At 69.0% G+C, this 12,027-nt stretch carries 12 protein-coding genes; 7 read left to right on the top strand and 5 right to left on the bottom strand.

Going from position 1 to position 12,027, the window contains the following annotated elements:
- Positions 1-124: 124 nt before the first annotated feature.
- Positions 125-967: a uroporphyrinogen-III C-methyltransferase gene (gene cobA, locus LC066_RS03240; protein ID WP_222474653.1), complete on the bottom strand. Its 843-nt coding sequence runs from the start codon at positions 965-967 to the stop codon at positions 125-127.
- Positions 968-1,288: 321 nt separating this feature from the next.
- Between cobA and LC066_RS03235 the strand changes: the two genes are divergently transcribed.
- Both LC066_RS03235 and LC066_RS03230 read left to right on the top strand, forming a co-directional pair.
- Positions 1,289-1,915 carry a DNA-3-methyladenine glycosylase family protein gene (locus LC066_RS03235; RefSeq protein ID WP_224896513.1) on the top strand — a complete coding sequence of 209 codons (627 nt, stop codon included), beginning with the start codon at positions 1,289-1,291 and terminating at the stop codon, positions 1,913-1,915.
- Positions 1,912-2,577, top strand: coding sequence for an alpha/beta hydrolase (locus tag LC066_RS03230; protein WP_224896512.1), 666 nt, complete (start codon positions 1,912-1,914; stop codon positions 2,575-2,577). The genes LC066_RS03235 and LC066_RS03230 overlap by 4 nt, the downstream gene beginning before the upstream one ends.
- Before the next feature lie 50 nt (positions 2,578-2,627).
- On the opposite strand, the gene LC066_RS03225 is transcribed toward LC066_RS03230, so the two are convergent.
- On the bottom strand, positions 2,628-3,068 hold the full coding sequence (locus LC066_RS03225; protein ID WP_222474650.1) for a VOC family protein: 441 nt from the start codon (positions 3,066-3,068) through the stop codon (positions 2,628-2,630).
- Between the two features lie 234 nt (positions 3,069-3,302).
- Here LC066_RS03225 and LC066_RS03220 point away from each other — a divergent pair, with 234 nt between their 5' ends.
- Entirely contained in the window at positions 3,303-3,887 is a 585-nt protein-coding gene (locus tag LC066_RS03220) for an HNH endonuclease (RefSeq protein ID WP_224896511.1), read from the top strand.
- Positions 3,888-3,937: 50 nt separating this feature from the next.
- Here LC066_RS03220 and LC066_RS03215 read toward each other — a convergent pair whose 3' ends face one another.
- Complete coding sequence (locus LC066_RS03215; RefSeq protein WP_224896510.1) at positions 3,938-4,825, bottom strand: LysR substrate-binding domain-containing protein; 888 nt, start codon at positions 4,823-4,825, stop codon at positions 3,938-3,940.
- Positions 4,826-4,945: 120 nt separating this feature from the next.
- Between LC066_RS03215 and LC066_RS03210 the strand changes: the two genes are divergently transcribed.
- The 4 genes from LC066_RS03210 to LC066_RS03195 are packed head-to-tail and all read left to right on the top strand — an operon-like array spanning position 4,946 to position 8,092.
- Entirely contained in the window at positions 4,946-5,227 is a 282-nt protein-coding gene (locus LC066_RS03210) for a (2Fe-2S)-binding protein (protein ID WP_224896509.1), read from the top strand.
- A complete protein-coding gene (locus LC066_RS03205) occupies positions 5,224-6,603 on the top strand; it encodes an NAD(P)/FAD-dependent oxidoreductase (RefSeq protein WP_224896508.1) in 1,380 nt (459 codons plus the stop codon). The genes LC066_RS03210 and LC066_RS03205 overlap by 4 nt, the downstream gene beginning before the upstream one ends.
- Complete coding sequence (locus LC066_RS03200) at positions 6,600-7,751, top strand: NAD(P)/FAD-dependent oxidoreductase (RefSeq protein WP_224896507.1); 1,152 nt, start codon at positions 6,600-6,602, stop codon at positions 7,749-7,751. The genes LC066_RS03205 and LC066_RS03200 overlap by 4 nt, the downstream gene beginning before the upstream one ends.
- Complete coding sequence (locus LC066_RS03195; RefSeq protein ID WP_222474644.1) at positions 7,748-8,092, top strand: RidA family protein; 345 nt, start codon at positions 7,748-7,750, stop codon at positions 8,090-8,092. The genes LC066_RS03200 and LC066_RS03195 overlap by 4 nt, the downstream gene beginning before the upstream one ends.
- A 181-nt stretch (positions 8,093-8,273) precedes the next feature.
- Here LC066_RS03195 and LC066_RS03190 read toward each other — a convergent pair whose 3' ends face one another.
- A complete protein-coding gene (locus LC066_RS03190) occupies positions 8,274-9,992 on the bottom strand; it encodes a hydantoinase B/oxoprolinase family protein (RefSeq protein WP_224896506.1) in 1,719 nt (572 codons plus the stop codon).
- Positions 9,993-9,995: 3 nt separating this feature from the next.
- Positions 9,996-12,020 (bottom strand): hydantoinase/oxoprolinase family protein, encoded by a 2,025-nt coding sequence (locus tag LC066_RS03185; RefSeq protein ID WP_224896505.1) that lies wholly within the window; start codon positions 12,018-12,020, stop codon positions 9,996-9,998.
- Between the last annotated feature and the right edge of the window lie 7 nt (positions 12,021-12,027).

Raw genomic sequence — 12,027 nt, 5'->3', positions numbered from 1 at the left:
CCAGCATGACGCGGGCCATGCGGGATCGTGTGGATGATTGTGCGCGGCGCGCGGCCGCTATCGTGCTCCGCCGTCTACGCTCGCACCCTGACGGGCCGAAGGGCACCGCCGGTGCGGATCCGGGTCAGGCGCCTTGGGTCTTGACGCCCAGCGGGTCCAGCGAGCGCGGCGCGGCGCCCTCGGCCAGCGCCTGCCAGTCCAGCGCCTCGCGCATCTTCACGTTGTGACCGATGCACAGGATCGCCGGCGGCTGCAGGTCCGACGCCTCGATGTCGTCGGCCAGGTTCTCAAGGGTCGTTTCCAGCACCTGCTGGTCCGGCGTGGTGGCGTTGCAGACCACGGCGGCCGGCTCATCACCCGGGCGGCCCGCGGCCATCAGCTCATTGGCGATATGGCGGGCGTGCTTCATGCCCATGTAGATCACCAGCACCTGCGCGCCTTCCGCCAGCGCCCGCCAGTTCAGCGAGCCGGGCGCCTGGCCGGTGTGGTCATGGCCGGTGACGAAGGTCACCGACTGGTTCACGTCGCGGTGCGTGACGGGAATGCCCGCATAGGCCAGCCCGCCGATGCCGGCGCTGATGCCCGGCACGATGCGGAAGTTGACCCCATGGGCCAGCAGCGTCTGCGCCTCTTCCCCGCCGCGCCCGAAGACGAAGGGATCGCCCCCCTTCAGCCGCAACACCCGCTTGCCGGCCTTGGCCAGTTCTACCAGCTTCAGCGAGATGTCCTGCTGCTTGGCCGAGGGCTTGCCGCCGCGCTTGCCGGCATAGACCAGCTCGGCGTTCATCGCCCAGTCGAGGATCTCGGGGCTGACCAGCGCGTCATAGACCACCACGTCGGCCTGGCGCAGCGCGTTCAGCGCATGCAGGGTCAGCAGCCCGGGATCACCGGGGCCGGCGCCGCAGAGCCAGACCCATCCGGGTTCCATGTCAGGCCAGTTCGAGGGGGGGAGCGCGATGTCTTTCATGCGCCCAATATACGCGCGCGCCCCGGCACCGGCCTAGGGGCATGCGGCAATAAGAACCCCGTCGCGCGCGCCCCTTGGCCCCCCGAACCGGCGTTCCATGGCGCGCCCGCAGACCCAAATATCGTTCCGCGCTCCTCCCCCGCCACAGGCCGCCATCGCGGCGCCAGGCAGGGCGCCGGGCGCGCTGCCGGGGCATTGCGCCGCGTTCCCGTCTTCTCTTTGCGGGGAAGATCCCGGGGGAGTCGCCCGCAGGGCGGCGGGGGCAGAGCCCCCTTTCCCTTCGCCCGGTGGACCCTATGCTGTGCCGCGAACGGGGGTGACATGGCCGAGATCCTGGAAAGCGAAGAAGTGCTGGCGCGGGGCGTGGACTGGCTGGCGGCCCGTGACGAGGGGCTGGCGCAGGTCGCCGCCAGCGGCCCGTTGCCGCCCATGAGACGCAGGCCGCCGGGCTTTGCCACGCTCTTGCTGGCGATCGTCGGGCAGCAGGTCTCGACCGCCTCGGCCGCCGCGATCTGGGCACGGCTGGAGGCGGCCGGGCTGACCGAGCCGGCCCCGATCCTGGCCGCGGGCGAGGAGGGGCTGCGCGCCTGCGGGCTGTCGCGGCCGAAGATCCGCTATGCCCTGGCCCTGGCGGGCGCGGGCATCGACTTCGACGGGCTGGCCGCGCTGGACGATCTGGCGCTGATTGACCGGCTGGTGGCCCTGCCGGGCATCGGCCGCTGGACGGCAGAGATCTACGGCACCACGGCGCTTGGCCGTGCCGATCTGATCCCGGCGGGCGATCTGGCCTTGCAGGAGGCCACGCGCCTCCTCTACGGATTGTCCGAGCGGCCGAGCGAGGCCGCGTTGCGCGCGCGGGCCGCCCCCTGGGCACCCTGGCGCGGAGTTGCCGCCAGGCTCCTGTGGAGCCACTACGCGCGAGAGAAGAAACGGGAAGGGGTCACATGACACGGGTTCTGAATGCCGAGCGGCGCGCGCCGCTCTCGGGGGATACGCGATCTGCGGTGGTGTTCCTGCATGGCTATGGCGCCAATGGCGCTGATCTGCTGGGGCTGGCCGATCCGCTGTCGGAACATCTGCCCGACACCTTGTTCGTGGCTCCCGATGCCCCCGAGGAGATGGCGGTGAACCCCGGCGGGTTCCAGTGGTTCCCGATCCCCTGGATGGACGGATCTTCCGACGAGGAAGCGGAACGCTCGATGATGGCTTCGGTCGATGACCTGAACGCCTTCCTCGATGCGCTGATGGTGGATGAGGACCTGCTGCCGGAACAGGTCTGTCTCTTTGGCTTCTCCCAGGGCACGATGATGGCCCTGCACGTGGCGCCCCGGCGCGAAGATCCGGTCGCGGGCGTCGTCGGCTTCTCGGGCCGGATCCTGAACCCGGAGCTGCTGGCGGATGAGACAGTGTCGCGGATGCCGGTGCTGCTGGTGCATGGCGATCAGGACGACGTGGTGCCGCCGCAATCCCTGCCGCTGGCTGCCGAGGCCCTGCAAGAGGCGAAGTTCCGCGAGGTCTTTGCCCATATCATGGAAGGCACCGCCCATGGCATTGCCCCCGACGGCCTGTCGGTGGCGCTGGCCTTCATGCGCGACAAATGCGGGTTCTGAGGGGCCAAGCCTGAGCCCGGACGGGGCGGCCAAGCCGCCCCGGCGCCAGCTCAGACCTCATCGAACCACAGGCGCGGTTCGGCGAACTCCAGCGAATTGCCGGCCGGGTCGCGGAAATAGATCGACCGGGCGCCGTTCGGCCAGTGGAAGTCGGCCTCGACCGGCACACCCGCGGCCTCCAGCCGCTCCTGCCAGGCGTGGATCTCGGCGGCGGAGGCGGAAAAGCACAGGTGCCCTTCACCGCGGCAACCATGGGGCGGCACCGGCAGCTCGGGGTTGCTGCCCCCGGCGGCGGTGGCCAGCGGCTGGAACAGCAGCAGCACCATGTTTCCCACGCGGAAGAAGACATGCCGGTCCTCGACCCGGGCGATTTCGGGCAGGCCTAACACATCGGCGTAGAAGCGGGCGGTGGTGTCGAGGTCCTCTGCGTAAAGCGCAGCTTCCAGCAGGGCCTCGGGCGGGGCGGGGGGAAGGGGCGTTTCGTCTTGCATGCCCCAAAGATAGCCCCCGCCGCGCCGCCGGCCAGTGCCCCAGGGCCTGCCCTGTGGATAACCGCCGATGGTTGTCATTTCAGCGTTACGCAATCCCGGTAGAGCAGAGGCAGGTCAATTGCAGATCGTGGGGCTTGCCAGGTTCTGGACGCGATATATAGTTGACTCATGGCTGGGGCGGGTCTCCCCGCTCTGGTGCTGAAGACGGCAGGCAGGGCGGGAGCACTTGTGACGATGGACGGAGACTTCAGACGCGAATTCGTACGGGAACCGGCGTTCCTGAAACAGCACCCGGCGCTGGTGCTGAATGCGGATTACAGACCCCTTTCCTATTACCCGCTGTCGCTGTGGCCCTGGCAGGAGGCGGTGAAGGCGGCCTGGCTTAACCGGGTCGATATCGTGGCCGAATACGACACCTGGGTGCACAGCCCCAGTACCGAGATACGGATCCCCTCGGTCGTCGTCCTCAAAGATTACGTGAAACCTCAGAAGCGCGTGGCCTTCACGCGCTTCAATCTTTTTCTGCGGGATGAATTCTGCTGCCAGTACTGCGGGGCGAAGGGGGATCTGACCTTCGATCACGTGGTGCCGCGCGCCTCGGGCGGGATCACCAGCTGGGAAAACGTGGTGGCCGCCTGTGCGCCCTGCAACCTGCGCAAGGGGTCCAAGTCGCTGCGCCGCGCGGGGATGAGCCTGCGCAAGCCGCCGCGCCCGCCCTCGGCGGAGGAACTGCGCAACATGGGCCGCCGGTTCCCGCCCAACCACCTGCACGACAGCTGGCTGGACTTCCTCTACTGGGACGCCGAGCTGGAAGCCTGATCCCCTGAACTCCAGGGCCGTGACCTGCGAAGACCGAGCGTACCGGCGGCCTAGTAGCTGGCCAGGCAGCCCTCGAAGGTTTCCAGCAGGACCTCCAGATCGGCGCCCAGGACCATGCCCCGCGGACGGATGATGGCCAGGCGGAAAGGCGGCGTGCCCTGGAAGGGCCGCACGACGCCGCCGTGATCGGCATGCACCCGCGCCGTGAAGGGGTCGACCAGTGACACCCCCAGCCCGCGCAGCACCAGCGCGGAGACGATCGTCGACAGGTGCGAACGTGCGACGATATCGGGGCTCTGCTTCATCTGGGCGAAGGCGCGGTTCATCATGCTGCCCGTCGCGGTATTGTCGGCAAAGGCCACGACCGAATGCCCGAGGAAGTCATCGAAACTGAGCTGGTCATGGGCCGCCAGCGGATGGTCGGCCGACAGGATGCACAGGTAGGGCAGTTCGATCGTCCGGATCAGGTCAATGTCATGCTCGTGCCGCGTGGGGGAGGTGAAGCCCAGCTGGCTCTGCCGCGTGGCAACGCGCCGGATCACGTTGTGGGTCTGCATGGATTCCAGCGAGATGCGGAAATCGGGCCGCTTGGCCAGCAAGTCCACCATCGTGTCGGGCAGGATCGAGTGGGCCAGGGCGGGCATGGCGGCGATGGACACCGTGCTTTGCTTGCCCAGCCGGATGTCGCGGGCCGTCTTCTCGATCGCCGAGAGGCCGACGAAGGCGCGTTCGACCTCCACCGCCAGCTGCCGCGCCTCGGTCGTCGGCACGATCCGGCCGCCGAAGCGGGTGAACAGACGCAGGCCCGTCCGGGTCTCCAGGTCGCGGATCAGACGGCTGACTGCGGGTTGCGACACATGCATGATCTCTGCCGCGCCGGAGACGCTGCCGCATTCAAGGACGGTGTGAAAGGCTTCGAGCGCGCGCTGCGACAACATCTGTATAACTTTCCTGCATGCTGATCGGTGCTATTGTTATTTGATTTATAGGGTGGCTTGCAAGGAAACTGGCCCGGAACCGACAGTTTCCCGACCACAACGAAGAGCCAGCCACCTGCAATGTATACGCGTAGCGAACCAGTCACGGCGCCGGTCCAGTTCACTTTCGAAGGAAGGCCGATGCAGGCGCAGGCGGGGGAGACGGTGGCCGCGGCCCTGCTGGCCGGCAACGTCGGATCGTTCCGCAGCACGCCGGTCAGCGGTGACAGCCGTGCCCCCTATTGCATGATGGGCGCCTGCTTTGACTGCCTGGTCACCATCGACGGGCTGCCGAACCGTCAGGCCTGCATGACCGAGATCCGGGACGGCATGGTGGTTCAGCGCCAGAAGGGTGCCGCATGACACGTCAGGACCTTTGCATCGTCGGGGCCGGCCCCGCCGGCATGGCCGCCGCCGTCGCCGCCACCGAGGCCGGGCTGCGCGTGACGTTGCTGGACGAAGCGCCGCGCCCGGGCGGTCAGATCTACCGCGATGTCACCCGCGCCCCCGCGGCCCGGCAGACCCTGCTTGGCCCCGACTACCAGGCCGGGGCGGATCTCGCCCGGGCCTTCGGCGCCAGTGAAGCCGTGCATCTGGCGGGTGCCACGGTCTGGCATATCGAGGAGATCGAGGCCGGGTTTGCCCTGTCCTATTCCCACGACGGGCGGTCGCATGTGATCGAGGCTGATGCGCTGGTGGTGGCCACCGGCGCGCTGGAGCGGCCGATGCCGCTGCCGGGCTGGACCCTTCCGGGGGTGACGACGACCGGGGCGCTTCAGATCCTGATGAAAAGTGCGGGGGTGCTGGCCGAGGATCCGGTGCTGGTCGGCTGCGGCCCGCTGCAACTGTTGCTGGCGGCGCAGCTGGTCGCGGCCGGGCGCCCGCCCAGGGCGATCGTGGAAACCGTGCCCATGGCGAACTACGCCCGGGCGATGAAACACCTGCCGCGCGCGCTGCGCGGGCTGGGCTACCTGACCAAGGGCGCCGGGCTGCTGGCCAAGTTGCGCCGCGCCGGCGTGCCGATCTATCGCGATGCCCGCGACATCGAGCTGGAGGGCCGCGAGCGGCTGGAGGCCGTCTCCTTCACCTCGCGGGGCAAGACGCACCGGATCGAGACGGCAAGTGCGGGCCTGCACCACGGGGTCGTTCCGAACCAGCAGGTCACCCGGCTGATGCGCTGCGCGCACCGCTGGGACGGGCGGCAGAAGGCCTTCGTGCCAGTCTGCGACAGCTACGGCGAAAGCTCGGTGCCCGGTCTCTACGTGGCCGGCGACGGGGCGGGGATCCGCGGGGCGCGCTCCGCCGCACTGGCGGGTCGGCTGACGGGTCTGCGGGTGGCCGAGAAGGCCGGTCGCCGGGCCTCGCCTGAAATCACGTCGCTGCAACGCGCCCTGGCCCGGGACGCGGCCGTGCGGCCCTTCCTGGAAACGCTCTATGCACCGTCGGCGCAAGCCCTGGCGCCCTCGGATGACACGACGATCTGTCGCTGCGAGGAGGTGACTGCGGGCCAGATCCGTGCGGCGGCCCGCGCCAATGCGCCGGGACCGAACCAGGTGAAATCCTTCCTGCGCACAGGCATGGGGCCCTGCCAGGGCCGGGTCTGCGGGCTCGCCGTGACGGGGCTGGTGGCCGAAAGCAGCGGGCGCAGCCCGGGCGACACCGGTTATTTCCGCATCCGTCCGCCGCTGAAACCGCTGCCGCTGAGCGAACTTGCCGCCTTCACGCCGGACGACGAATGACGACCAACCCGGCGTCCGACCTCCTGGTGATCGGTGGCGGCCTGCATGGCTGCGCCGCGGCGCTTTTTGCCGCCAAGGCGGGGTTGCGCGTGACGCTGCTGGAAAAGGACAGCGTGGCGCGCCATGCCTCGGGCGTGAATGCCGGCGGCGTGCGGCGCCTGTGGCGTGACCTGGCGGAGGTGCCTCTGTCGGAGCGGTCCATGCGCATGTGGCATCGTATTTCCGACATCACTGGCGAGGACTGCGGCTTTCAGCCCGTCCCGCAGGTTAAGGTGGCCGAAAGCGAGGCGGACATGGCCGTTCTCGCTGCCCGCGTGGCGCGGATGCACGCCGCCGGCTTCAGCCATGAGCGGTTGATCGACCGGGCCGAGCTGCGGGCCCTGCTGCCTGCGGTGGCCGCGCATTGCATCGGGGCGCTGGTGTCGGAGGATGGCTTTGCGCAGCCCTTCCAGACCACCCGCGTCTTCGCCCGCCAGGCCCGCGCGGCCGGCGTGCGGATCCACGAGGGCCAGCCGGTGCGCCGCTTGCGGCACGAGGCCGGGCTGTGGCGCGCCGAGACCGACGAGGCCACCTGGACCGCCGGGCGCGTGCTGAACTGTGCCGGCGCCTGGGGCGGAGAGATCGCGGCCCGCATCGGCGATGATGTGCCCCTCGAACCCGTCGCGCCGCTGATGCTGGTCACGCAGCGCATGCGCCCCTTCTGCACGGCGGTGGTCGGCACCGCGCAGCGGCCGCTGTCGTTCAAGCAGATGCCGAACGGCACCGTGGTGATCGGCGGCGGGCGCCTGGGCCGGGCCGACCCGGCCCGCAATCGCACCGACATCAATTTCCGCGAGATGACCCAGACCGCGCGGACCGCGCGGGAGATCTTCCCGATCATGGCCGGTGCCGTGATCCAGCGCAGCTGGTCCGGCATCGAGGGGCGCACCCCCGATCGCCTGCCGGTGATCGGCCGATCCGCGCGCCACGATACGGCCTTTCACGCCTTCGGCTTCTCGACCCATGGTTTCCAGCTCGGCCCGGCGACGGGCGCGCTGATGGCCGAACTGATCGCGACCGGGCGCATGCCGCCCGAGATCGCGCCCTTTACCCTCACCCGCTTCGCGATCCCCGACGAAGCCCGAACTCAGAACAGGAGAGTTTCATGATCACCCGTCACATCCCCGGCAAGATCCACCACCGCGTCGTCGAACACGGGGATACCGTCTACATCGGTGGCCTGGTCGCCAGCGACAAGAGCAAGGACATGAAGGGCCAGGCCGAGGAGATCTTCGGCAAGCTCGATGAGCTGCTGGCGATGGCCGGCACCTCGAAGGACAAGCTGCTGCAGGTGATGATCTATTCCGCCGCCTACGACCAGAAGGCCGGCTTCAACGAGGCCTGGACGGCATGGCTGGACGCCGAGAACTTCCCCGTCCGCGCCTACATCGGTGGCGCCGAGCTGTCTGAGGGCACCCTGGTCGAGGTCACCACGATCGCGGCCAAGTAAGGCGCAGACCCCTCTCCCCGACGGGCCCCCCGCATGCGCGGGGGGCTTTTTTCGTGGGCGCTTCGTATCAGGATGGCCGAGGGGGAGGGGGCTCCTGCAGGCAACGGAACGGCACAAACAGAAACGTCCGCCGCGAGACTGCGGCGGGCGTTTCCATGTTCTCTGGGGCGGGCTGGTCGGATCAGACCTGGGCCAGCGCCTCCTCCAGCTTGGCCTTGCCGTAAAGCGTCTCGGCACGCTCGCGGCTCATCCGGCCGTCGCGCAGATCGCCCGCCAGGGCCGCCGCGTCGCGCGCCGCCACGTCGCCGTAGCCGCCGCCGCCCGGGGTCTCCAGCCGGACGTTCTCGCCTGCGTCCAGCGACAGGTTGGCGATCATCGGGCTCAGCTCCTCGGCGTGGTCGCCGCCGGCGTTCTTCACCAGGCGCGCCGGGCGGCCCTCGGTGCCGCCCTTGGCGCCGGGGGCGCCTTCACGGTGGCCGTCGGAGCGGGCGGTGAAGATCACCCCGCCATTGGGCGCCGAGATCTGCCGCGCGATCCCCATGCCGCCGCGATAGCGACCGGCACCGGAGCTGTCCTCGACCAGGGCATATTCATCGACGAGGAGGTCATATTCGATCTCCAGCGGTTCGATGGGCAGGTTGGAGGAGTTGGTGACATGCACGTGCACCCCGTCCATGCCGTTGCCCAGGGCGCGGGCCCCGGCGCCGCCGCCGATGGATTCCAGGTAGACGTAGCCCTCGTCGCGTCCGCGCCGCTTGCCGGCGAAGACCATGACCGGGACGATGTCCTGGCCGGCGGCCTGGCCGCGTTCCTCGGGCAGCAGCTGCGAGAAGGCCCCGATCAACGCGCGCACCACCTTGTTGCAGGTGATCGAGCGGGCGCCGGTCGCTGCCGGCTGCCGCGGGTTCAGCAGGCTGCCCTCGGGGGCGGAGATTTCCACCCCGTCGAACATGCCGGAGTTGGGCAGCAGGTAGGGGTCCAGCAGCGTCTTCACCACGTAGTAGACCGAGGCGTTGAGCGCCGAGGCCACCACGTTCAGACCACCGCGGGCCTGCGGGCCGGTGCCTTCGAAATCGACGATCAGGCGGTCGCCCTTCACGGTGACATTGGCCTGGATCGGTACCTCGACCGGGCCTAGGCCGTCGCTTTCAATCTTGGAATGGAAGGTGGCGGTGCCGTCCTCCATCTCCGCGATGCGGTTGCGCAGTCGCTGCGCGGTATAGGTGAAGAGGTCCTCGACCAGCGCGTCGACCTTGTCGGCGCCCAGGGTGTCGGCCAGTTCGCGCATCAGCCGCGCGCCACGTTCGTTCGCCGCCGCCTGCACCTTGATGTCCAGCCAGCGTTCCTCGGAGGAGCGCGAGTTGAGCGAGATCATCCGCAGCAGGTCCTCGTCGAGGACGCCTTCGCGGAATAGCTTCATCACCGGCAGGCGAAGGCCTTCCTCGAAGATCGAGGTGGCGCCGCCGTGGATCGAGCCGGGGACGGTGCCGCCCACGTCCGAATGGTGGCCGATGTTGGCAGTGAAGTAGCGCAGCCGCCCGTCGGCGAAGACCGGGGTCACCACAGAGATGTCGGGGGTGTGCGTGCCACCCGCGACATAGGGGTCGTTGCAGATGAAGACATCGCCTTCGCGCATCGTCTCGGCAGGGTAGGCCTTCAGCACCGCACCGACAGACCCCATGAGCGAGCCCAGGTGCAGCGGGATGTGGCTGGCCTGTGCAATCAGCCGCCCGTCGGCGGAGAACAGGGCCACCGAACAGTCCTTCCGCTCCTTGATGTTGGAGGAGAAGGAGGCGCGGATCATCGAGGTGCCGATCTCGTCGGCCACGGCCAGCAGCCGGTTGGTGAAGACCTCCATCGCGATGGGATCGGAGAGGGCGGGTTTGCTTGTGTCAGTCATGGCTCAGACCTCGATAATCATGGTGCCCGACGCATCCACGCGCAGCCGCTGGCCCGGCTCCACGATGGTGGTCGAGGACATTTCCTGGATGATGGCGGGGCCTTCGACGTAGGGCCCGACGGGCAGGCAGGCGCGTTCGTAGATGCTGGTCTCGTACCAGCCGCCATCGAAATAGACCTGGCGCGACCCGACCACTGGGTCGCGGTCTTCGGGGGTGTGATCGTTGTCGGCCGAGGCCGCCGAGGCGCCCTTCACCGACAGGCGCAGGTTGACGATCTCGACCGCGCGGTCCTCGATGTCGTAGCCGTATTCCTGGCGGTGCGCGGCGCGGAACCCGTCGAGGAAGGTGTCGTAGCTGGCCTCGGGGCCATCCAGCGGCACCTGCACCTCGTGGTTCTGCCCGTCATAGCGCGCATCGACCACGTAGAGCATGGAGCGGCGGTCGGCCGGCACGCCCTCGTTTTCCAGCCAGGCGTCGCCCTGGCCCGTCATCTCGTGGAAGGCGGCGCCGATCTCGGGCCAGCTGTCCCGCGACGCGGTGGAGACGCCGGTGCGCACGAAGTCGAAGCCGACGTCCGACAGCAGGATGCCGCGGGCACACATGGTGCCCGGCTGGGCCGGCACGATCACCGACTTCATGCCGGTTTCCACGGCCACGGCAGCGGCATGCAGCGGACCCGCGCCGCCATAGGCGAAGAGGGCGAAGTCCTGCAGTCGGTGGCCCTTCTCGGTGGAGACGGCACGGATCGCACGGCCCATGTTGGCCACTGCAATGCGCAGGATACCCAGGGCGGCCTCTTCCACGGTCAGGCCCAGCGGGGTGGCGATGCCCTCTTCGATGGACTTGCGTGCGGCCTCGGTATCGACCTGCATCCGGCCCGACAGCAGGGTGTCGGAGGCCAGGCGGCCCAGCACCAGGTTGGCGTCGGTGGTCGTCGGCTCGGTGCCGCCCTGGCCATAGGCCACGGGGCCGGGGTAGGCGCCGGCAGAGCGGGGGCCGACCTTCAGCGCGCCGGCATCGTCCAGCGCCGCGATGGAGCCGCCACCGGCGCCGATCACGTTGATGTCCAGCATCGGGCAGCGCACGGGGTAGTCCGCCACCAGCCGCGAGGTGGTGAAGGCCGGGCGACCGCCTTCGACCAGCGACACGTCGGTGGAGGTGCCGCCCACGTCATAGGTGACGATGTTGGGATAGCCGGAGACGCCGGCCACCTTGGCCGCGCCCACGACGCCGGCCGCGGGGCCGGACAGGCAGGTGCGGACGGGGAAGCTGCGCACCGACTCGACCGACATCAGGCCGCCGTTGGAATGGATCGTGCGCGGGGCGCTTTCGATGCCGATGTCCGCCAGGCGCTGCAGGAAACGTTGCAGGTAGCGGTCCATGCGGGGGCCGACATAGGCGTTGATGACGGTGGTGGAGAACCGCTCGAACTCGCGGAACTCGGGCAGGACCTCGGAGGAGATGGAGACATAGGCCTCGGGCATCACCTCGCGCACGATCTCGGCGGCGCGGCGTTCGTGGCGCCCGTCGCGGTAGGCGTGCAGGAAGCAGACGGCGACCGCTTCGGCGCCCGCGTCGCGCAGGGTTTCGGCGGCGGCACGAACCTCGTCCTCGTTCAGCGCCTCCAGCACCTCGCCATCGGCGTTCAGCCGTTCGCTGACCTCCAGCGCCATGTAGCGTTCGACCAGCGGCTCGGGCTTGGTGATCGCGTAGTCGAAGAGATGCGGGCGGGTCTGGCGCCCGATCTCCAGAACGTCCCGCGCGCCCTTGGTGGTGATCAGCCCGGTCGGCACGCCGCGCCGTTCGATCACCATGTTGGTGGCCACCGTGGTGCCATGGCCGACAAACTCGAACGCGTCGGGGGCGACGCCCAGCTCTTCGACATAGTGACGCAGGCCGGTCTCGATCGCCTCGGAGGGATCATGCGGCGTGGAGGACGTCTTGAAGTGAATGGCGCGGCCACTGCCGGCCTCGAGGGCCGTGAAGTCGGTGAATGTGCCACCCACGTCGAAACCAATACGGTACATAGTACTT

The sequence above is a fragment of the Pseudooceanicola marinus genome (genome assembly GCF_020177265.1).
Lineage (GTDB): Bacteria > Pseudomonadota > Alphaproteobacteria > Rhodobacterales > Rhodobacteraceae > Pseudooceanicola > Pseudooceanicola marinus_A.
Note: the sequence above shows the minus strand (reverse complement) of the source record. Positions and strands in the feature narration are given on the sequence as shown.

What these genes read in the sequence shown, in the direction of transcription:
- cobA (WP_222474653.1), bottom strand. Translation starts at nt 967, where the DNA reads ATGAAAGACATCGCGCTCCCCCCCTCGAACTGGCCTGACATGGAACCC.
- LC066_RS03235 (WP_224896513.1), top strand. Translation starts at nt 1,289, where the DNA reads ATGGCCGAGATCCTGGAAAGCGAAGAAGTGCTGGCGCGGGGCGTGGAC.
- LC066_RS03230 (WP_224896512.1), top strand. Translation starts at nt 1,912, where the DNA reads ATGACACGGGTTCTGAATGCCGAGCGGCGCGCGCCGCTCTCGGGGGAT.
- LC066_RS03225 (WP_222474650.1), bottom strand. Translation starts at nt 3,068, where the DNA reads ATGCAAGACGAAACGCCCCTTCCCCCCGCCCCGCCCGAGGCCCTGCTG.
- LC066_RS03220 (WP_224896511.1), top strand. Translation starts at nt 3,303, where the DNA reads ATGGACGGAGACTTCAGACGCGAATTCGTACGGGAACCGGCGTTCCTG.
- LC066_RS03215 (WP_224896510.1), bottom strand. Translation starts at nt 4,825, where the DNA reads ATGTTGTCGCAGCGCGCGCTCGAAGCCTTTCACACCGTCCTTGAATGC.
- LC066_RS03210 (WP_224896509.1), top strand. Translation starts at nt 4,946, where the DNA reads ATGTATACGCGTAGCGAACCAGTCACGGCGCCGGTCCAGTTCACTTTC.
- LC066_RS03205 (WP_224896508.1), top strand. Translation starts at nt 5,224, where the DNA reads ATGACACGTCAGGACCTTTGCATCGTCGGGGCCGGCCCCGCCGGCATG.
- LC066_RS03200 (WP_224896507.1), top strand. Translation starts at nt 6,600, where the DNA reads ATGACGACCAACCCGGCGTCCGACCTCCTGGTGATCGGTGGCGGCCTG.
- LC066_RS03195 (WP_222474644.1), top strand. Translation starts at nt 7,748, where the DNA reads ATGATCACCCGTCACATCCCCGGCAAGATCCACCACCGCGTCGTCGAA.
- LC066_RS03190 (WP_224896506.1), bottom strand. Translation starts at nt 9,992, where the DNA reads ATGACTGACACAAGCAAACCCGCCCTCTCCGATCCCATCGCGATGGAG.
- LC066_RS03185 (WP_224896505.1), bottom strand. Translation starts at nt 12,020, where the DNA reads ATGTACCGTATTGGTTTCGACGTGGGTGGCACATTCACCGACTTCACG.